This window comes from Stenotrophomonas sp. AS1 (assembly GCF_048957655.1).
GTDB lineage: Bacteria > Pseudomonadota > Gammaproteobacteria > Xanthomonadales > Xanthomonadaceae > Stenotrophomonas > Stenotrophomonas bentonitica_A.
In genome coordinates this window covers 212,031-231,606 of the sequence record NZ_JARVXM010000008.1, presented here as the reverse complement: position 1 = coordinate 231,606, position 19,576 = coordinate 212,031, and the positions used below count along the sequence as shown (strand labels likewise).

The window sequence follows — 19,576 nt, the reverse complement described above, 5'->3', positions numbered from 1 at the left end:
ATGGACATGACCCTGAGCCCGATCTCCCGCCGCCTTTCCCTCGGCCTGGCCAGCGCATTGCTGCTGGCCGCACTGCCGGCCGCCGCCCAGCAGGCCGGGACGGCACCGTCACCCGCACCGATCCGCTGTGAGGCCGACAGCTGCCGCAACGATGACGGCCTGCTGCTGCGCATCCGCGATGACGGCGCCGATGCGCTTGCGCTGCCGGGCCGCGCCGGGCCGGTGGTGACCGACGTCGTGCCGGTGTCGCCGGCCGTCACGCCGGATGTCGCTGCGCGCGGTGGCCAGTTCATGGCCGAGCTGCCCAACGGTGGCATGGTGTGGGCCACCGAAGACCCGACCATGGTGCCGCCCAGCCTGAGCGTGCAGGCCGCGGCCACCGTGCCGTTCGAAAATGGCCGGGTCATCCGCCCGCTGCGGTTCCACAGTTACAACAACTACGCCTCGTTCATCCAGAAACTGGAGGTAACGCTGTATCGCGGTACCGATACCGATCTGGTCACGCCGCTGGCGCGCATCGAGCTGCCGGCCGACTACGTTGGCGACGCCGAATGGAGCGGTGAACTGCCAGCGCAGATCAAGCTGCGCACCGGCGATGAGCTGATCTACGTCGCACGTGCGTACGGCGCCGGCGGCGCCTTCGATGAAACCCGCCTGCAGCGCATCCAGCTGGTCACCCCGGCCGATTTCGACCGTGGCCTGCAGGTCACCCGCGAGAACGTGCAGAAGACGCTGGGCCAGGCACTCGATGGCGACAGTGCGCAGGACCTGCAGCTGAGCAACAGCATCTACGGGCAGAGCATGCTGCGCCTGCAGAACATTCCCATCCACGGCTCGCGCGTGCGTCTGTACGGCCGCAACCTGGAGCCCAACAGCCGCGTGCGCATCAACGGCCAGGACTTCCCGGTCGATCTGGAGCAGAAGTTCGCGGCCGAGTTCCTCGAGCCGGTCGGCGAGCATCGGTACGACGTCAGTGTCGAATCCCGTGATGCGCCCTCCGCACAGCGGCAGCTGGACGTGGATGTCACCGGTCGCTACCTGTTCCTGGTTGCCATTGCCGATGTCACCGTCTCCAGGAACAGCGCCAGCGGCAATCTGCAGCCGCTCGCCGCCGATGATCGTGACGACGACAGCTTCCTCAGCGAGGGCCGGCTGGCGTTCTATCTGAAGGGCAAGCTGCGCGGCAAATACCTGGTGACTGCACAGGCCGACACCCAGGACCGTGAGCTGAAGTATCTGTTCCGCGATTTCACCCAGGCCGACGCACAGGATGTGTTCCGTCGTCTCGACCCGGATCTGTACTACCCGGTGTATGGCGATGACTCCACCACCTACCGCGACGTGGATACGCAGGGGCGCTTGTACCTGCGCGTGGACTGGGACCAGAGCCAGGCCGTGTGGGGCAACTACGCCACCGGCATCACCGGCACCGAGTACGGCCAGTACATCCGCTCGCTGTACGGCGGTGCATTGAACTGGCGCTCGCTGGAGGCCACGCCGCTGGGCGAGGCGCGCTCGCAGGTGAAGGTATTCGGCTCGGAGGCGCAGTCCGCGCCGGGCCACAGTGAATTCCTCGGCACCGGCGGCAGCCTGTACTACCTGCGCCACACCGATGTGCTGCCCGGCTCGGAGCAGGTCGTGCTGGAAGTACGCGATCGCACCACCGGCCGCACCGAAACGCGCGCCACCCTGCAGGAAGGCGTGGACTACGAGATCGACAATCTTCAGGGGCGCCTGATCCTGACCCGTCCGCTGGCCCAGCTCACCCGCGAGAACGTGCGCAGCATCACCCGCGACATGCCGCTCGATGGCTACGACCAGTTGCTGCTGGTGGACTACGAATACGTGCCGCTTGGCTTCAGCAGCGACGACGTGACCTACGGTGCGCGTGGCCGCCAGTGGCTCGGCGACCACGTGGCGATCGGCGGTACCTGGATCGACGAGAACCGCAGTGGCGAGAACTACAGCCTCAAAGGCGCCGACCTCACCCTGCAGGCCGGGCGCGGCACCTACCTGAAGATGGAACAGACCCGCACTGAAGCCACCGCCGCCCCGGTGTTCTATTCGGACAACGGCGGCCTGAGCTTCATCCGCCGCAACCCGTACGAAGGCCGGCGCTCGGGCACCGCCAGCGCGGTGGAAGCGCGGGCCAACCTGCGCGAGCTGGGCTGGACCACGCAGGACTGGAGCCTGGGTGCCTGGTGGCGCGATGTGGATGCCGGGTTCTCGGTCGCGCGCCAGGACACCGGCCTGCCGATGCAGGAATACGGTGCCGAGTTCCTTGGCTACCTCACCGATGATTTCAGTCTGTACGGCCGCCACACCCGCACCGAGCAGGGCGACCTGGCGTTGGAGCAGAGCCAGCTGACCGCCGAGTGGCGGCTGGGCAACGACGGCCAGCTGACCGGCGAACTACGCCGCGTGCGCGAAGAACAGGAACTGCAGAGCGTGGATGCACTGCTGGCCGCGATCGGGTACCGCCAGCGCTTCGGATCGTCATGGGAGCTGTACGGCACCGGCCAGGTGACCCTGGATGACGATGGCGGCGCGTACGAGAAGAACGACCTGCTCACCCTCGGCGCGCGGTATCTGTTCGGCGACCGCAGCAGTGTCGGTGCGGAAGTCAGCGGTGGCAGCCGTGGCCATGGTGCCAAGGTGGATGGCGAGTACCGCATGGCGCCCGACCACAGCCTGTACGGCAGTTACAGCTACAGCACCGACCGCACCGGCACAGATCCGTTGTTCGATACCGGCCTGCAGAGCGGCTGGACGCTGGGCCAGCGCTGGCGGTTGAGCAACCAGGTCAACGTCTACAACGAGAGCCAGTATCTGAAGGACCGTCGCCAGGACAGCGCCGGCATCGTGCATACCTTCGGTATGGATTTCTATCCCGGACAGGGCTGGAACCTGGGCTTCACGATCATGGACGGGGAGCTGGAGTCCACCGTGGGTCGCGTTGATCGCCGTGCCTACAGCGTGAGCGGCGGGCGCACCGATGCGGTGGCGCAGTGGAACAGCAAGCTGGAGTACCGCCGTGACAGCGGCGCCGAGCAGCGCGAGCAGTGGGTGACCACCAACCGCCTGCTGTACAAGCTCAACGAAGACTGGCGCTTCGCGCTGCGCGCCAACTATGCCGATACCGAAGACCGGATCGACCGCCTGGCCGACGCCAAACTGGTGGAGACCAACATGGGCTTTGCCTGGCGCCCACACGACAACACGCGCTGGGCCGGCTTCGGCAAGTTCACCTATCTCTACGATGTCGCCTCGCTCGGGCAGGAGGGTGGCAACCTGTACGACCAGCGTTCGCAGATCCTCTCACTGGAAGGCATCCGCCAGCTGGGCGCACGCTGGGAAGTGGCCGGCAAGCTGGCCTCGCGCTGGGGCGACTACCGCACCGGCCGTGGGCACGGGGCCTGGCTGGACAGCCGTGCCGACTTCGCCGCGCTGCAGCTGCGTTATCGCCTGTTCGCCCAGTGGGAAGGCCTGGCCGAGCACCGCTGGCTGAAGGTGCGCGACGGCGGCGTGCGCAAGGGCTGGCTGGTGGGCGTGGACCGCCGGGTCGGGGAGAACTTCAAGGTCGGGGTGGGCTACAACTTCACCGAGTTCAGCGATGACATGACCGAGCTGAAGTACGACCAGAAGGGGTTCTTCCTGAACATGGCCGGGTATTACTAGCTTTGGTCAGGCCTGCCACGCAACGCGCGTGGATTACGGCTTCGGTGGGCTCGGGCCTGCCACGCATGGCGTGGAATGGGCTCCGGTGAGTTCGGGCTGCCACGCATGGCGTGGCACTACCGGGGATTGCGGTGTTGGCGGTTGGCTTTGGTGGGTGGAGGGGCGCCGGGGGTAGAGCCAGGCCATGCCTGGCTGAACTGCCGACAACCTTTCTGGGCTGAATGGCCGCTGCCGGCAGCCTGTTCAGCCAGAAAACACGCGCCAGCACCCCATTCATCCCTCTATCCTGTTGATTTCATGGGAGTTGATGGTTTGTTTCCGGCCTCTCGCCACTGTCATCATTTCGCGGTACGTTAGATGTGCAATCTGTACCAGCATCCCATGAACAGAACGCTGGAACTTCTTTCCCCTTTAGCAGTCCAATTCCGGGACTGCTAAGATGAGTGCTATGAGCCAGAACACCTCTACTGCCCTTGTGGCAAACAATCTCCCGATTCCCAGTGCGCTCGGTTCGCTGGACGCCTACATCGGTGCCGTGCACCAGATCCCGGTGCTGTCGGTCGATGACGAGCAGGACCTGGCCCGCCGCTTCCGCGACGAGCTGGATCTGGACGCCGCGCGCGAGCTGGTCCATTCCCACCTGCGCTTCGTGGTGCACGTCGCCCGTGGCTACAACGGCTACGGCCTGGCGCTGGGCGACCTGATCCAGGAAGGCAACATCGGCCTGATGAAGGCCGTGAAGCGCTTCGACCCGGACATGGGCGTTCGCCTGGTGTCGTTCGCGGTGCACTGGATCCGTGCGGAAATGCACGAGTTCATCCTCAAGAACTGGCGCATCGTCAAGGTCGCCACGACCAAGGCGCAGCGCAAGCTGTTCTTCAACCTGCGCAAGTCCAAGACCCGCCTGGGCTGGATGAACGCGGCCGAGGTCAGCGCGGTGGCCAAGGACCTGAACGTGTCCGAGCGCGAAGTGCTCGAGATGGAGTCGCGCCTGTCGGGTCGCGATATCGGTTTCGATCTCTCCAGCGATGACGATGACGATCATGCACCGCCGTCGCCGGCTGCCTATCTGCGCGCCAACGAAGAAGATCCTTCGATGGCGTATGAGCGGATGGACAGTGAAGACAATCAGCTGCAGCTGCTGCGCGAAGGCATGGCCGAGCTGGATGCGCGTTCGCGCGACATCATCCGCCGTCGCTGGCTGGACGCGGACAGCAAGGTGACGCTGCAGGAGCTGGCCGATGAGTACGGCGTGTCCGCCGAACGCATCCGCCAGGTCGAAGCGAATGCCCTGAAGAAGATGAAGGCGCTGTTTACTGCGTAATGCAGTGACTGGCGTGGTCACGCGAAAAGGCCCGGCGTGATGCCGGGCCTTTTCTGTTCTGGCAGCACTGCACCCGTGTTTGCCCACTGATCTTTCCGAGCGGCCCCGGTGGGCACCAGTTGGTTCTTCCTGTTTGGCTATGAGAAGAACGAGCGCGCGACAATCAGCGCTACGGAACGGGATGCGCTCCAGTTGTATGCCTCGGAATTTCTGGGAATGAGCTCGACACAGTTGGATCGCGCTGTGAAATGCGGCGACCTGCAGGAGATATGTCATGACAAAGACCTCTGAACGCGGGCGCGCGAAGAGCCGACTTCTGGAGGCCGTGCACGATGCTGCCGTGCACCTGCACGCGCATGGGGTCATCGATAGGCGTCGATTGAGCTGCTACGACGCCTTGTGCCTGGAGCCGGTGCCCGCGTACAGCAGCGCCCAGATTCGTGCACTTCGCACGTCGCTTGCGCTCAGCCAGCCGGTATTCGCAGGCGTTCTCAACACCAGCGTTTCAACGGTGCGCAGTTGGGAGCAGGGCGACAAGAAGCCCAGTGGGCCATCGCTGAAACTGTTGAACCTGATCGACCGGAAAGGCCTCGACGCCGTCCTCTAGAACAACGGCCCGGCAATGCCGGGCCGTTGCGCTGTACGGCAGCCCTCGCTGCCCTTGACCCGCCTCAGCCCCGCTCGCGCGCGATCGCCCGCCAGCCGATATCACCGCGGTGGAACTCATGCGCCCAGTGGATGGCACCGACGCCGGTGTAGGCGTTGCGCTGTGCCTCGCCCACCGTGCCGCCCAGTGCAGCCACGCACAGCACACGGCCGCCGGCGCTGAGCACCTGGCCCTGCGCGTCCAGCGTGGTGCCGGCATGGAACACCTTGGCCGTCGCGGCGACAGCGTCCAGGCCGTGGATCACGTCACCGGTGATCGGCGTCTCCGGATACGGCGAGGCCGCCATCACCACGCCCAGCGACGGGCGCGGGTCCCACTGCGCCTCCACGGTATCCAGGCGCTCGTCGATCGCCGCTTCGACCAGGTCCACCAGATCCGACTGCAGGCGCAGCATCACCGGCTGGGTTTCCGGGTCGCCAAAGCGCACGTTGAACTCGATCACCTTCGGCGCGCCATTGGCATCGATCATCAGGCCGGCATAGAGGAAGCCGGTGAACGGAATGCCGTCGGCGATCATGCCCTGCACGGTCGGGTTGACCACCTCGCGCATCACGCGCGCATGTACTTCATCGGTCACCACCGGGGCTGGCGAGTAGGCGCCCATGCCGCCGGTGTTGGGGCCGGTGTCGCCGTCGCCGACGCGCTTGTGGTCCTGCGAGGTCGCCATCGGCAGCGCGGTCCTGCCGTCCACCATCGAGATGAAGCTGGCTTCTTCGCCGTCCAGGAACTCTTCGATCACCACGCGGGCGCCGGCATCACCGAACGCATTGCCGGAGAGCATGTCGCGCACCGCGTCCTCGGCCTCGGCCAGCGTCATCGCCACGATCACGCCCTTGCCGGCGGCCAGGCCATCGGCCTTGACCACGATCGGGGCGCCCTTCTCGCGCAGGTAGGCCAGCGCCGGCTCGACCTCGGTGTGCACGGCGTAGAACGCGGTCGGGATCTTGTGGCGGGCCAGGAAGTCCTTCGCATACGCCTTGCTGCCTTCCAGCTGCGCGGCGGCGGCGGTGGGCCCGAAGATGCGGTGGCCGGCGGCGCGGAAGCGATCGACCACACCGGCCACCAGCGGCACTTCCGGGCCGACCACGGTCAGGCCGATGCCTTCGGTGCCGACCAGTGCCAGCAGGCCGTCCAGGTCGGTGACCTTGACGGCCACGTTGCGGCACTTGGGTTCGGTCGCGGTGCCTGCATTGCCGGGGGCGACGATGACCTCGCGGACCTTCGCGGACTGGGCCAGCTTCCAGGCCAGGGCGTGTTCACGGCCGCCAGCGCCGATGACCAGGATCTTCAATGCAGTTCTCGCGTAAGAGGGCAGGAACGTGATTTTACGCGGTGCGGGCGGCGGGCGCATTCGGGCGGTCGGCTGCCGTGGCAACCCACGGCCTCAGCTGTCGCCGCAGCCGTCGCGCTGCAGGTCGTCCGGTACCGGATACGCGCGCTGCCGCGCATCGAAGATGAGATGGTAGAACCCGGTCGCAGGTCCCGTGCAGTCGTGGCCGCTGGCACGCACCGTCAGCGGCCAGTAGCCCTCCACGGCGTTGCTGTCGCCCACGGTCGTGTTGAAGTCGACCGCGAACACGCCCTTGCCGCAGTCGGCCGGATTGCGGTCACAGCCGTGCAGGGCAAGGTTGTCGAGGTGATCGCGGTACCGGGCGACATCGCGCAGGCGATGGTTGTGTTCGGCGATGTAGCTGCGCCAGACGCGCCGATGGCCGCGCCGGTGTTCCTCATGGGTGATCTGGAACGCGCGGCGCTGCGGGCCGAGCTGCGCGATCTGGACCGTGCCGGGTGAACCGTGGCGCCCGTACTGCCCCTGCAGGCGCTGGGCCATGACCAGCAGCGGATCATCGGCGGGCAGCTGCGCGAAGAAGCCGCCCCGGTTGGTTTTTTCCTCGTCCGTACCCACGCGCAGCACGTACAGATCGACCCGGCCCGGCTCGACCGTGGCGGCATCGTCCAGAGTCTGGCACACCGCCAGCAGGGTCTGTTCCTGACCGTCGGCCGTGGCCGTGTCACGCGCGCACACACGGCGGGTGACCGGGCGAAGTGCCTCCACCTCGGTGTCCTCCCACGCATCCTTCCACGGTGCATCCAGTGCGGCCTTGTCGCCATAGCGCAGGCGCAGGAAGGCCTGCAGGCGCTGGGTATGATCGCCCCTGACGCGGATCGTGTCTTCTGGCTGCGCCGTGGTGTCGAGCACACGGTGCGGTTTGGCGGGCTCGGAAGACGCCCCCGGTTCACTGGCAGGCGTGCAGCCCAGCAGCCCCGCAGCAACGGCCATGACCACCGCTGCGAGGCGATTGCGGAGCGAGGACGACATCCGTGTCGATGCCACCATCAGTGACGGAAGTGACGGACGCCGGTGAACACCATCGCCAGGCCATGCTCGTCGGCGGCGGCGATCACTTCGTTGTCGCGCATCGAGCCACCCGGCTGGATCACCGCCTTGATGCCGGCGGCAGCGGCGGCATCGATGCCATCGCGGAACGGGAAGAACGCATCGGAGGCCATCACCGAGCCTTCCACCACCAGATTCGCATCGGCGGCCTTGATGCCGGCGATGCGCGCCGAGTACACGCGGCTCATCTGGCCGGCGCCGACACCGATGGTGCGGTTGTCCTTGGCGTAGACGATCGCGTTGGACTTGACGAACTTGGCGACCTTCCAGGCGAACAGCAGATCGGCGAACTGCTTCTCGGTCGGCGCCAGCTTGCTCACCACGGTCAGTTCGTCGCGGCTCATGCCGCGGTTGTCGGCACTCTGCATCAGCAGGCCGGAACCAATCCGCTTGGTGTCGTAGTTGTTGAGGCCTTCGCCATGCGGAATGCGCAGCACGCGCACGTTGGCCTTTTTGGTCGCGTATTCCAGCGCGGCCGGCTCGTAATCCGGAGCGATCAGCACTTCAACGAACTGGCGGTCCAGGATCACCTTGGCGGTGGCCGCGTCCAGCGGCTGGTTGAAGGCGATGATGCCGCCGAAGGCACTGGTCGGGTCGGTCGCATAGGCCAGCTCGTAGGCATCGCCGTTGCCGGCGCCCACGGCCACGCCGCACGGGTTGGCGTGCTTGACGATCACGCAGGCCGGCACGTCGAACTGACGCACGCATTCCCACGCGGCATCGGCGTCGGCCAGGTTGTTGTAGCTCAGTTCCTTGCCCTGCAGCTGCTGGAAGGTGGCCAGCGTGCCCGGCACCGGGTACAGGTCGCGATAGAACGCGCCGCTCTGGTGCGGGTTCTCGCCGTAGCGCAGATCCATCACCTTCACGAAGTTCGAATTCATCTGGGCCGGAAACTCCGCGCGCACCGGCACGGCGGTGTCGGTGGTTGTCACGGCCGAGAGGTAATTGCTGATCGCCGCGTCGTACTGGGCCACGCGGTTGAACGCGGCGACCGAGAAGGCGAAGCGCTTGGCCGCCGACAGCTTGCCGTCGTTGGCGTCCAGTTCGGCCAGCAGTTCGTCGTACTGCGACGGATCGGTCGCCACCGCCACGCGGGCGAAATTCTTTGCGGCCGAACGCAGCATCGCCGGGCCACCGATGTCGATGTTCTCCACGGCGTCTTCGAGGGTGCAGTCCGCCTTGGCGGTGACCGATTCGAACGGATACAGGTTCAGCACCAGCAGATCGATCGCGCCGATGCCGTGTTCGGCCATGACGGCGTCATCCAGCCCGGCGCGGCCGAGCAGGCCGCCGTGCACCATCGGGTGCAGGGTCTTGACCCGGCCATCCATCATTTCCGGGAAGCCGGTGACGTCGGCGACATCTTTCACTGCCAGGCCGGCCTCGCGGATCGCCTTGGCGGTCCCGCCGGTGGAGAGCAGCTCCACGTTGCGCGCAGCGAGGGCGCGGGCCAGGTCGATCAGACCGGTTTTGTCGGAAACGGACAGCAGGGCCCGGCGCACGGGCAGCAGATCGGAACTCATGGGGGCAGGAGATCGAAGCGGAGCGGGGCCATATTGTAGGCCAGTGGCGCTGGCATGGCCGCGTTGGCGGTCACCACGACGGCCGGCGGGCCCTGAAACGACGAAGGCCGGTACCGAGGCGTGCTCGATCCGGCCTTCTTTTCCTCGGGCACGACGCGCGCGCCCGGCCCGGCATCAGGTGGTGATGCCGTATTCCTTCAGCTTCTTGCGCAGGGTGGCGCGGTGGATGCCGAGCATTGAAGCAGCGCGGCTCTGGTTGCCTTCGCAATGGTTGAGCACTTCCACGAACAGCGGGATTTCCATCTCGCGCAGCACGATCTCGTAGACATCGTCCGCATCGCAGCCATCCAGGTCCCGCAGGTAGCGCCTGACCGACTGGGCCACGTGTTCGCGCAGGGGTGGCTTGGGCGCGCCACGACTGTTGTCAGGACGAGAAAGGACAGCGTTCAAGGAGTTTCCCGGTGCAAGAGCCGGGGCGGACAACAGCCCACGGCGGAATGATGATGGGGTCAGTCTAGCGCGTGCGTGGGCCGCCTGCCACGCTCTGGCAGCCCGGCGGTGCCTCAGAGGAACTCAAAGGTGAATGCGACCGTAGACGCCGCAGGCTCCCGCACGCGGAAGGCGATCTGTGCGCTCTGGCCCGGTTCCAGCGTAGCGGCCGGGTCCGTCGCGCGATCCAGATAGTCGGCCGGCGCGAACACATTGGTGCCGATCACGCGGCCATCGGCATCGGACAGGGACAACCGCAGCGACGGCCAGGCCTGGGCCCAGCGTGCATCGTTGCGGATGCTCGCCTGCACCTGCAGCGCGCCGGCCACGCCGGCAACGGGGCGTACATCGCGGCTGAGCATGCTGAAGGCGGTCGGCTCGCGCCAGGCCGGCAAGGCGCAGCGCAGCACGCTGCACAGCCCGGCAACCCAGGGCCGCGTGCCGGCATCGGCAGCCAGCCGGGCGCGGTCGGCCACCGCGATCTGCACCAGCAGCAGCGCGGCCAGCCCGGCAACCATGCCCCACTGCCAGCGTGGCGTGCGCAGGCGCGCACCGGGCAGGCGCAGGAAACTCGGCGTGGTGATCGCGTCGGCTGACGGCAGGGCAGCCGTGGCCGGGGTGGGTGCGTCCCCGCCCAGGGCGCGCCCGTCATCCGGCAGCGCTGTCGAAGGCGATGGCGATGGCGCTGGCGCTGGCGCCTGCCCGACCGGCGCGGCTGCGGGCGCCGCGTCGGCGATGAACCGGCGTGCGGCATCAGCGTCGGAGTCGACCCCGATGCCAGGTGCCGGCGCGGACGGCTGCGGCGCATGCAGCGGCTGTGCATCGATCACCTGTTCCACCGCCAGCGGCGCGATGCGATCGCCCACGGACGTCATCGACGGCGCAGGCGGCGTGTCATCGGGTGCGGCCGGACGATCCGCCGGTTCGGCCGGGGCCGGCGCAGACGGACGCAGGAACGTGGCGAGCGGGCGTCGCGGCGGCATCGGAGGCTCGGACATGGGCACGGGACCGGGCAGGGGACGGGCTATTCAAGCACGGCGGACGCCGGTGATGCGCATCCAGTCGCCATCCTGTGCCACGGCCAGCTGCTCGAAGGCCGGGGCATAGCGCTCCAGCAGTTCACCTTCCTGCCCGTGCAGGATGCCCGACAGCGCGATGCGACCGCCCGGGGCGACGCGCGCGGCCAGCACTTCGGCCAGTGCATCCAGGGCCGAGGCGAGGATGTTCGCCACCACCACCGGGTACGTGGCCTGCGGTTCGTCCTCCGGCAGATAGACCTGCACCCGGTCCTGAAGACCATTGCGCTCGGCGTTGTCACCGGTGGCGATCACCGCCTGCGGGTCGTTGTCCACGCCCACCGCGCGGGCAGCCCCCAGCTTCAGCGCCGCCAGGGCGAGGATGCCCGAGCCGCAGCCGAAATCGAGCACGGTGTTGCCGGCCAGCGCGCCTTCGGTGGCCAGCCCGTCCAGCCAACGCAGGCACAGCGCGGTGGTGGGGTGGGTGCCCGAACCGAACGCCAGGCCCGGGTCCAGGCGGACCACGGCGGCATCCTCGGCCTGCGCGGCCTCCGGCAGGTCGTGGTTCCACGGCACGATCCAGGTGCGGTCGCCGAAGGCCATCGGCTGGAACTGGTCGATCCAGGCGCGTTCCCAGTCTTCGTCGGCCACGGCGCGGAAGCTGGCATTGGCCCAGTCCAGGCCCGGATCGAAGGCGTCCAGCGCGGCCAGCAGGGCCAGCGCATTGGTGTCGCCCGGGAACAGCGCGGTCAGCACCAGGTCGTTCCACAGTGGCGTCTCGCCCACACCCGGCTCCAGGATCGCGCGCTCGTTGCTGGTGTCGGCATCGGCATCGAGCAGGGTCACCGCCAGCGCGCCCACGTCGTCCAGCGCATTCTCATAGCGCGGCTGGGTGGCTTCGGTGCAGTGCAGGGTGAGTTCCAGGAAGGGCATGGGGGCAGGGACCGGCGGAAAACCGTGCATGTTAGACCAGTGCGGGCCGATGGTCCCGGCGGCCAGGCGGCGCGGGCGTCTCGCCGGCCGGTAAGATTGGCCTGACAGCCGGTTCAGACAGCCTCGCGGCTGCTTGCTAAACTTGGCGTTCTGCTGTCAACCGCTGACAGCCTGTGACGTCCTGCCCATGGCGCTCGTGCCGACCCTGAAAACCTGGTTGCTGGTCGTACCGGCCCTGGCGTTGCTGGGGGTGGTGGGCTATCGCGCGGGCGATCGGGTGCTGCACGCCGAACCGGCCACCTCGCAGGTGGATGGGCCGCAGGCCGGCGAGGCCACCAGCGCGGTTCCGGCCGAAGCGCGGCAGCTGGCCCGGCGTCTGCTCGGCAGCGAGCGCGGCACCGCGGTGGCCTCGGGCCTTCCGCTGGACCTGCGCGCGGATATCGAAGGCGACACCGACCTGTTCGCCTACGCGCAGCGGCTGCAGTTCCAGGCCGCCAATGGCAACGCCGAGGCCGGGTGGATGGTGAGCCGGGTGTACGACTACTGCGCCATGTACGCGATGGACCCGGGCGGTTACCAGCTCGACAACACCCTGCTCACCGGCATGGGCATGAGCGCCTCGGCACCGATGGTCGCCGCGCGCGAGCGCGTGTCGCGCCGCTGCGCGGGCTTCGTCAGCAGCGATAATCTCGGCCGCCCGTTGATCCTGACCCAGCGTCTGGAGGCGGCCAAGGCCGGCAACCTGGCTGCGGAGGCGTCGCTGTTCGCCGAAGGTCATCCGCTGGAAACCGCCCCGGCCTATCGTCGCGGCCTGGTCGAGCGCGTGATGGATTCGCGCGATCCGGAAGCCTTCATGGCGCTCGCGCCAGGCATGGGTCAGCGCGCCAGCGGGGACAGCGCGATGAGCGGCCTGGTGGCCGGCGATCAGTTCAGCGAACTGGCCTGGCGGCTGGCGGCCTGCGAACTGGGTATGGCCTGCGGCCCGGACAGTGTGCTGATGAACAATTTCTGCGCGAACGGAGGGATCTGTTCGCAGAACGGTGGGCAGGACTTTGCCACTTTTGTGTATGACGCCGCGGTATCGCGGCAAGGTGCGGGGAAAATGAACGTGTTGGTCGAAGAGCTGGTCAAGCAGAGGAATGGGCGATGAATTACCGTCGAATCCTGCACGGTGCGAAATTCTGGTTCTGGGTGGCGTTGTTCGTCGCGTACTCGGCCGGAGCAGTGGGCCTGGTGATGATCGATACCTACGATGATCGTTACCGAAGCCTGTCCAAGGTGCAGTTGACCTCGGTCAAGGCCGATGCCGAAGTGCGTCGTGCCGGTGCCAGTCAGGTCGCTGCGGTGTATCGCGCGCAGAGTGGCATGCCGTTCGCTTCGTTGCCGACCGGCAGCACCTTCCAGGTGGTGTGGCCGGATGGTTCCACCGAGACGATGGTGATCGTCGATCCGACCTCGTCGCTGGGCGTGGAGCCGGTGAAGAATTCGCAGGTCACCGCGGCCGATACCACCAAGCGGTAAGCACGCGCGGCATGCCCCGCCCTGCGGGGCCGCGGCGTGCCTTCGCCATGGCTCGGGTCAACCAACCCCGGGTTGGCGCCACCGGCATCGCGGGCCATGGCAGCTCGGTTCGCGCAAACAAAAAGGCGGGGAAATCCCCGCCTTTCTGCTGTCCAGCGTCCCGCGCAAGCGATCAGGTCAACGCGATCGACTTGTTCTTGCGTTCGGCCAGGCGCTTTTCCAGGTAGTGGATGTTCTGTCCACCGGCCTGGAAGCCCTTGTCGCGCATGATGCGCTGCTGCAGCGCGACGTTGGTCTTGATGCCGTCCACGACCAGTTCGCTCAGCGCCACGCGCATGCGCGCGATCGCGGTCTCGCGATCCGGGCCGTGCACGATCAGCTTGCCGATCATCGAGTCGTAGTTCGGCGGCACGCGGTAACCACTGTAGATGTGGGTATCCACGCGCACACCGGGGCCACCCGGCGGATGGAACGCGGTGATCTGGCCCGGGCTCGGCACGAAGGTTTCGGCATCTTCGGCGTTGATGCGGCATTCGATCGCGTGGCCGGTCAGCACCACGTCGCTCTGCTTGATGCTCAGCTTCTGGCCGGCGGCGATGCGCAGCTGCTCGCAGACCAGGTCGATGCCGGTCACCATCTCCGTCACCGGATGTTCCACCTGCACGCGGGTGTTCATTTCGATGAAGTAGAAGCGACCGTCTTCGAACAGGAACTCGAAGGTACCCGCGCCGCGGTAGCCGATGCGGATGCAGGCTTCCACGCAGACCTTGCCGATCTCGTCGCGCAGCTCGGCGGTGATGCCCGGTGCCGGCGCTTCTTCCACCACTTTCTGGTGGCGGCGCTGCATGGAGCAGTCGCGTTCACCGAGGTGGATGGCGTTGCCCTGGCCGTCGGCAAGCACCTGGATCTCCACGTGGCGCGGATTCTCCAGGAACTTCTCCATGTAGACCTGATCGTTGCTGAAAGCGGCCTTGGCTTCGGACTTGGTGGTCTCGATCGCCGCCTTCAGCGAGGCCTCGGCATGCACCACGCGCATGCCACGGCCGCCACCGCCACCGGAGGCCTTGATGATGACCGGGTAGCCGATCTCACGGGCGATCTTGGTGTTGGCCACGATGTCGTCGGTCAGCGGGCCGCCCGAGCCGGGCACGCACGGCACGCCGGCCGCCTTCATCGCGCGGATCGCTTCCACCTTGTCGCCCATCAGGCGGATGGTGTCGGCCTTGGGACCGATGAAGATGAAACCGGACTCTTCCACGCGCTCGGCGAAGTCGGCGTTCTCCGACAGGAAGCCGTAGCCCGGGTGGATGGCCTGGGCGTCGGTGACTTCCGCCGCGGCAATCAGCGCCGGGATGTTGAGGTAGCTCTCCGAGGACGGTGCCGGACCAATGCAGACCGACTCGTCGGCCATGGCCACGTGCTTGAGGTTGCGGTCGACCGTGGAATGCACGGCCACCGTGCGGATGCCCAGGGTGTGGCACGCGCGCAGGATGCGCAGCGCGATTTCCCCTCGGTTGGCAATAACGACTTTGTCGAGCATGGACGAGTCCTTAGCCGATCACGAACAGCGGCTGGTCGAATTCGACCGGCTGGCCGTTTTCGCCCAGGATGGCGACGATGGTGCCGGAAACATCGGCTTCGATCGGGTTGAACATTTTCATCGCTTCGATGATCGCCAGCGTTTCACCGGCCTTGACGGCCTGGCCGACCGACACGAAGGCCGGCTTGTCCGGCGAGGACGAGGCGTAGAACGTGCCGACCATCGGCGCGCGCAGCACGTGGCCGTCCGGCAGGGCGTTGCCGGCCTTGGCGGTGCCACCGGTGGAGGCTTCGGTCGGCGACTGCATCGGCATCGCCGGGGCAGCGGCCTGGGCCGGTGCCGGGGCCATCATCATCTGCGGCTGGGCCTGGACCATGCCGTAGCCGGAGACGGGCGCGCGCGACAGACGCACGGACTCTTCGCCTTCCTTGATTTCGATTTCGGCGAGGTTCGACTCTTCCAGCAGGTCGATCAGCTTCTTGATTTTGCGGAGATCCATAGGGGCCTCTGTGGTCTTGATGTCAGTGGAGAGGGGAAAGCGCGGTGCGCTCGGGTCAAAGCAGTTCGTAGAAATCGCGCAGCTGCCGCGTACGGTCGCGCGCGAGGGTGGTCAGGCAATGCATCTGCGCGCCATTGCGCGAGGTGCCATCGGCGTTGAAGGCGTAGACCGCCTCGCAATCGTGGTCGCGCAGCTGCATCCACGCGCGCTGGGCCAGGACCAGCTGCTTCTCGGCATCGGCGCAGTGTGTGCAGGCGCCTTCGGCAGCCTGGCTGCGCAACTGCTGGCGCGCCTGGGCATACACCGTGTTCAATTCGGTATCGGCCTCGCTGGCCACATCCGAGGCGCACAGGTCTGATTCCATGGTGCCGCTCGGCTGCGCGCAGTCGATGCCTTCCGCGCTGCGATCAGCGGCGATGGCGGCGCCACACAGGCAGCCCCACAGCGCGACGCTGGCCAGGACACGCGGCAGCGTCATCACGCGGAGGTGGCCGCCAGCCGGGTCAGCGCTGCATCCATCGCGTAGCGATAGCTGTCCGCACCGAACCCACAGATCACCCCGACCGCCTTGTCGCTGAAATAGCTGTGCTGGCGGAAGGGCTCGCGTGCATGCGGGTTGGACAGATGGATCTCGATGAAGGGCAGGTCCACCGCGGCCAGCGCATCGCGCAGGGCCACCGAGGTGTGGGTGAACGCCGCCGGGTTGATCAGGATGAAGGCGGTGCCGTCGTCCCGGGCGGCCTGCACGCGGTCCACCAGCACGTGCTCGGCGTTGGACTGCAGGTTCTCCAGGGCATGGCCGGCGGCCTGCGCCTGGGCCAGCAGGGCCTGGTCGATCTGCGCCAGCGTGGTGTGCCCATAGACCCCCGGCTCGCGCGTGCCGAGCAGGTTGAGGTTGGGGCCATGCAGGACCAGCAGTTTCGCCATGGGTGCCGAACAACAGGAAAGGGCGGAGTCTGGCGGAACTGGTGGATCGTGTCCAGTTCGGCGAAGTTACGCGTGTTTCAAACGGTTGTTTGAAATTCGCGTGCGATCCCTGTCCCAGCACGGCATGCCGGCGTCGGGATCACCGCACCTCTGCCAGCACCGCGCGCACCCGCAGCGCCAGATCTTCCAGCGTGAAGGGCTTGCCGATCACGTGGACTGCGGGGTCCAGCACCCCATCGTGTTCCAGCGCATTGCGGCTGTAGCCGGTGGTGAACAGCACTTTCAGGTCGGGCCGCCGTTTGAGGGCTTCGTCGGCCAGTTGCCGGCCGTTGACCTCCGGCATCACCACATCGGTGAACAGCAGCGCGATGTCCGGATGCTGCTCGAGCAGCGCCAGCGCGCCGGCCGCACCGTCGGCGGCAAGGACCGGGTAGCCCAGTTCGCTCAGCGCCTCGATGGAAAACTGTCGCACGCCCGGTTCGTCTTCCACGACCAGGACCAGCTCGCGGCCACCGCTCAGCGGGCGACTGTCCGCGGGTGCTGTCGAAGGACCCGCGTCGATCTCCCCCTCCCGGCGCGGGAGATACAGCGCCACCGTCGTTCCCTTGCCGAGCGAGGAATGGATCTTCACGTGCCCGGCCGATTGGCGGACGAAGCCGTACACCTGTGACAGGCCCAGCCCGGTGCCCTGGCCGACCTTCTTGGTGGTGAAGAACGGATCGAAGGCCTTGGCGATCACCTCCGGTGGCATGCCGCCCCCGTTGTCGGCCACGGTGATCAGCACGTACTCACCGGGGGGCACGTCGGCACGCATGGCGTCTGCGGCAGAGGCGATCCGGCAGTTGGCCGTTTCCAGCACCAGCCGCCCGCCGCCCGGCAGCGCGTCGCGCGCGTTGACGGCCAGGTTGAGGATCACGTTCTCCAGCTGATTGGCATCGGCGAAGGTGCACCACACCTGCGCGGCCAGCACGGTCTCCAGGCGGATGTTGCTGCCCAGCGAATGCACCAGCAGGTCCGACATCCCGGCGATCAACCGGTTCACGTCCAAGGGCACCGGCTGCAGGGGCTGTTGCCGGGAAAACGCCAGCAGGCGCTGGGTCAGCTGCGCGGCCCGGGTCGCGCCGTCGATGGCCATGTCGATGTAGCGCTTGGCGCGCGGATCGCTGTCGCCCATGCGCATCGCAAGCAGGTCCAGCGGGCCGATCACGGTGGCGAGCATGTTGTTGAAGTCGTGCGCGATGCCGCCGGTCAACTGGCCCACCGCCTCCATCTTCTGGCTTTGGCGCAGGGCATCTTCCACGCGCGTGCGCTCGGCGACCTCTTCGAGCACGCGGCTCTCGAGGTGTTCGTTCAATTCCTGCAGGCGTGCGTCGGCGAGCTTGCGCGCCGTGATCTCGATCGCCACGCCGACCACCCGCACGCAGCGGTCGCCTTCGAAATGGCCACGCCCCTTTGCCGCCACCCAGCGCACGACACCGTCTTCCTTGCCGACGGTGCGGTACTCCACGTCGTAGAGCGCGCGCCGGGCCGGGTCGGCCGCGGCGGCGAAGGCCGCGAACGTTGCCTCGCTGTCATCGGGATGGATGCCGTCGTAGAAGTCGCGCAACGTCACTGCCACCCCGGGCGAGATGCCGAACATCGCCTTGGTCCGTGCCGGCCAGATCAGTTCATCGCGGACCAGGTCGACATCCCAGAAGCCCATGTCACCGGCCTCGGTGGCAAAGCGCAGGCGTTCCTCGCTCTTGGCCAGCGCAGCTTCGGCGGTATTGCGGACGGTCAGGTCGAGCATCGCGCCGATCATCCGCAGCGGCTCACCCACGCCGCCACGCAATACGGTGCCGCGGTCGAGCACCGGCGCAAAGCTGCCATCGGCGCGCCGGAACCGGTATTCGCTGTTCCAGCTCGTCTCGCCGCCTTCGATCACCGCATGGATGTCGGCATCGACGCGCGCACGGTCATCGGGATGGATGTGGTCCAGCCACCACTGCGCCGTGGTCTCGGCCAGGGGATGGCCGAACAGGGTGGTGAGCGCCTCGTTCCAGATCACATGGCCATCGGAGATCCGCCAGTCCCAGATCGCATCGTTGGTAGCCTGGGCGGCCAGCCGATAGCGCTCCTCCACTTCCAGGTGGCGGGCCTCGGCGGCCTTGCGGTCGGTGATGTCCAGCGAGGTGCCGACCAGGCCGACCACGGTGCCGTCGGCGTCACGCAACGGTGACTTGGTCGACAGCCAGTAGGCGCGCCGGCCGTCGGGAAAGCTCACTTCCTCTTCAAGCTGCTCGGTCTGCCCGCTGGCCATGACCCGCTCGTCGGTGGCCATGACCGTCGCGGCCTGGGCTGGGTCGTTCAGCAGTTCGGCATCGGTGCGGCCCACGTACACCTCCGGCGGCAGGCCGATGAGGTCGGTGGTGCCGCGGTTGCCGATCAGGATCCGGCCCTGGCGGTCCTTGGCATACACCACGCCGGGCGCTGCCTCGACGAAGGAGCGCAGCAGGGTCTGTGCCTGGTCCCGCTCGGCTTCGATCCGGCGGCGTTCGTCGATATCGATGAGCACGCCGGGGAAGCCGATGGCCTCTCCCTGCGCATCGAGATCCACCCGGCCGATCGCTTCGATCCAGCGGTACGCGCCGTCCGGGCCGCGGGTACGGTACTGGTGCGCATAGCGACCGCCCCGGCGGACCGCCTCGGCGATCGCATCGGCCAGGCCGGCGCGGTCGTCGGGGTGAACGGCGGCGACCACCTGTTCCAGCCGCAGTTCCGTGCGCGCCAGGGCAGGGTCCAGGCCATGGGCCAGGGCGAGGGCATCATCCACCGTGAGGTTGTCCCGGGCCACGTCCCAGAACCAGGTGCCGATGATCGCGCCGGCGGCCAGCGCCATCTTGACGCGCTCGGAATCCCGCTCGCGGTGGGAGCCGGGGGAAGGTGAAGAACTCAAGCGGTACCTGCGATCGGCGGGGGGCGGGTCCGGAACCCGGTGGCCCGTACTGCAGGCGACACGGGGCGGCAACGATAGGGTATCGCTGCCGGGCGCCGCTTTGGAACACCCCCCGTTCGCCCCCGC

General features: G+C 67.3%; 17 protein-coding genes. 6 read left to right on the top strand and 11 right to left on the bottom strand.

What is annotated here, in order from left to right; all coding sequences use genetic code 11:
- The 4 genes from PV764_RS15700 (at position 1) to PV764_RS15685 (ending at position 5,609) form a co-directional block, all read left to right on the top strand.
- Positions 1 to 3,678: a TonB-dependent receptor gene (locus PV764_RS15700; RefSeq protein ID WP_421117063.1), complete on the top strand. Its 3,678-nt coding sequence runs from the start codon at positions 1 to 3 to the stop codon at positions 3,676 to 3,678.
- A 448-nt stretch (positions 3,679 to 4,126) separates the two neighbouring features.
- Positions 4,127 to 5,002, top strand: a complete 876-nt coding sequence (rpoH, locus tag PV764_RS15695; RefSeq protein WP_019183519.1) for an RNA polymerase sigma factor RpoH — start codon at positions 4,127 to 4,129, stop codon at positions 5,000 to 5,002.
- 108 nt (positions 5,003 to 5,110) lie between these two features.
- The gene (locus PV764_RS15690; protein WP_343313222.1) at positions 5,111 to 5,293 is read left to right on the top strand and encodes a type II toxin-antitoxin system RelE/ParE family toxin; all 183 of its coding nucleotides are present in this window, start codon (positions 5,111 to 5,113) and stop codon (positions 5,291 to 5,293) included.
- Positions 5,277 to 5,609 carry a helix-turn-helix domain-containing protein gene (locus PV764_RS15685; RefSeq protein WP_019183521.1) on the top strand — a complete coding sequence of 111 codons (333 nt, stop codon included), beginning with the start codon at positions 5,277 to 5,279 and terminating at the stop codon, positions 5,607 to 5,609. Before PV764_RS15690 ends, PV764_RS15685 begins: the two co-directional genes overlap by 17 nt.
- Positions 5,610 to 5,673: 64 nt before the next feature.
- Here the strand turns inward: PV764_RS15685 and purD are convergent, their stop codons facing one another.
- From purD to prmA, 6 genes are all read right to left on the bottom strand, one after another.
- On the bottom strand, positions 5,674 to 6,960 hold the full coding sequence (gene purD / locus PV764_RS15680; RefSeq protein WP_421117062.1) for a phosphoribosylamine--glycine ligase: 1,287 nt from the start codon (positions 6,958 to 6,960) through the stop codon (positions 5,674 to 5,676).
- 93 nt (positions 6,961 to 7,053) lie between these two features.
- A complete protein-coding gene (locus tag PV764_RS15675; protein ID WP_421117061.1) occupies positions 7,054 to 7,989 on the bottom strand; it encodes a hypothetical protein in 936 nt (311 codons plus the stop codon).
- Positions 7,990 to 8,006: 17 nt separating this feature from the next.
- Positions 8,007 to 9,590 carry a bifunctional phosphoribosylaminoimidazolecarboxamide formyltransferase/IMP cyclohydrolase gene (gene purH, locus PV764_RS15670; RefSeq protein ID WP_102788607.1) on the bottom strand — a complete coding sequence of 528 codons (1,584 nt, stop codon included), beginning with the start codon at positions 9,588 to 9,590 and terminating at the stop codon, positions 8,007 to 8,009.
- Positions 9,591 to 9,764: 174 nt separating this feature from the next.
- A complete protein-coding gene (gene fis / locus PV764_RS15665) occupies positions 9,765 to 10,040 on the bottom strand; it encodes a DNA-binding transcriptional regulator Fis (protein WP_026069829.1) in 276 nt (91 codons plus the stop codon).
- 113 nt (positions 10,041 to 10,153) lie between these two features.
- Positions 10,154 to 11,077 (bottom strand): DUF3426 domain-containing protein, encoded by a 924-nt coding sequence (locus PV764_RS15660; RefSeq protein WP_421117060.1) that lies wholly within the window; start codon positions 11,075 to 11,077, stop codon positions 10,154 to 10,156.
- 30 nt (positions 11,078 to 11,107) lie between these two features.
- Positions 11,108 to 12,028, bottom strand: coding sequence for a 50S ribosomal protein L11 methyltransferase (gene prmA / locus PV764_RS15655; RefSeq protein WP_284128711.1), 921 nt, complete (start codon positions 12,026 to 12,028; stop codon positions 11,108 to 11,110).
- Positions 12,029 to 12,215: 187 nt separating this feature from the next.
- On the opposite strand from prmA, the gene PV764_RS15650 reads away from it, so the two are divergent.
- Positions 12,216 to 13,178, top strand: coding sequence for a hypothetical protein (locus PV764_RS15650; protein WP_019183528.1), 963 nt, complete (start codon positions 12,216 to 12,218; stop codon positions 13,176 to 13,178).
- Positions 13,175 to 13,549, top strand: a complete 375-nt coding sequence (locus tag PV764_RS15645) for a hypothetical protein (RefSeq protein ID WP_421117059.1) — start codon at positions 13,175 to 13,177, stop codon at positions 13,547 to 13,549. Before PV764_RS15650 ends, PV764_RS15645 begins: the two co-directional genes overlap by 4 nt.
- A gap of 172 nt (positions 13,550 to 13,721) precedes the next feature.
- Here the strand turns inward: PV764_RS15645 and accC are convergent, their stop codons facing one another.
- The 5 genes from accC to PV764_RS15620 form a co-directional block, all read right to left on the bottom strand.
- Positions 13,722 to 15,089 carry an acetyl-CoA carboxylase biotin carboxylase subunit gene (gene accC / locus PV764_RS15640; protein WP_019183530.1) on the bottom strand — a complete coding sequence of 456 codons (1,368 nt, stop codon included), beginning with the start codon at positions 15,087 to 15,089 and terminating at the stop codon, positions 13,722 to 13,724.
- A 10-nt stretch (positions 15,090 to 15,099) separates the two neighbouring features.
- Complete coding sequence (gene accB / locus PV764_RS15635) at positions 15,100 to 15,588, bottom strand: acetyl-CoA carboxylase biotin carboxyl carrier protein (protein ID WP_019183531.1); 489 nt, start codon at positions 15,586 to 15,588, stop codon at positions 15,100 to 15,102.
- 55 nt (positions 15,589 to 15,643) lie between these two features.
- A complete protein-coding gene (locus PV764_RS15630) occupies positions 15,644 to 16,066 on the bottom strand; it encodes a lysozyme inhibitor LprI family protein (protein WP_421117057.1) in 423 nt (140 codons plus the stop codon).
- On the bottom strand, positions 16,066 to 16,515 hold the full coding sequence (gene aroQ / locus PV764_RS15625; protein ID WP_421117056.1) for a type II 3-dehydroquinate dehydratase: 450 nt from the start codon (positions 16,513 to 16,515) through the stop codon (positions 16,066 to 16,068). The genes PV764_RS15630 and aroQ overlap by 1 nt, the downstream gene beginning before the upstream one ends.
- Before the next feature lie 139 nt (positions 16,516 to 16,654).
- Positions 16,655 to 19,450 carry a PAS domain-containing protein gene (locus PV764_RS15620; protein ID WP_421117055.1) on the bottom strand — a complete coding sequence of 932 codons (2,796 nt, stop codon included), beginning with the start codon at positions 19,448 to 19,450 and terminating at the stop codon, positions 16,655 to 16,657.
- Between the last annotated feature and the right edge of the window lie 126 nt (positions 19,451 to 19,576).

Coding starts and splice junctions, on each gene's coding strand:
- PV764_RS15700 (WP_421117063.1), top strand. CDS start 1: ATGGACATGACCCTGAGCCCGATCTCCCGCCGCCTTTCCCTCGGCCTG.
- rpoH (WP_019183519.1), top strand. CDS start 4,127: ATGAGCCAGAACACCTCTACTGCCCTTGTGGCAAACAATCTCCCGATT.
- PV764_RS15685 (WP_019183521.1), top strand. CDS start 5,277: ATGACAAAGACCTCTGAACGCGGGCGCGCGAAGAGCCGACTTCTGGAG.
- PV764_RS15675 (WP_421117061.1), bottom strand. CDS start 7,989: ATGTCGTCCTCGCTCCGCAATCGCCTCGCAGCGGTGGTCATGGCCGTT.
- purH (WP_102788607.1), bottom strand. CDS start 9,590: ATGAGTTCCGATCTGCTGCCCGTGCGCCGGGCCCTGCTGTCCGTTTCC.
- PV764_RS15660 (WP_421117060.1), bottom strand. CDS start 11,077: ATGTCCGAGCCTCCGATGCCGCCGCGACGCCCGCTCGCCACGTTCCTG.
- prmA (WP_284128711.1), bottom strand. CDS start 12,028: ATGCCCTTCCTGGAACTCACCCTGCACTGCACCGAAGCCACCCAGCCG.
- PV764_RS15650 (WP_019183528.1), top strand. CDS start 12,216: ATGGCGCTCGTGCCGACCCTGAAAACCTGGTTGCTGGTCGTACCGGCC.
- PV764_RS15645 (WP_421117059.1), top strand. CDS start 13,175: ATGAATTACCGTCGAATCCTGCACGGTGCGAAATTCTGGTTCTGGGTG.
- accC (WP_019183530.1), bottom strand. CDS start 15,089: ATGCTCGACAAAGTCGTTATTGCCAACCGAGGGGAAATCGCGCTGCGC.
- accB (WP_019183531.1), bottom strand. CDS start 15,588: ATGGATCTCCGCAAAATCAAGAAGCTGATCGACCTGCTGGAAGAGTCG.
- PV764_RS15630 (WP_421117057.1), bottom strand. CDS start 16,066: ATGACGCTGCCGCGTGTCCTGGCCAGCGTCGCGCTGTGGGGCTGCCTG.
- aroQ (WP_421117056.1), bottom strand. CDS start 16,515: ATGGCGAAACTGCTGGTCCTGCATGGCCCCAACCTCAACCTGCTCGGC.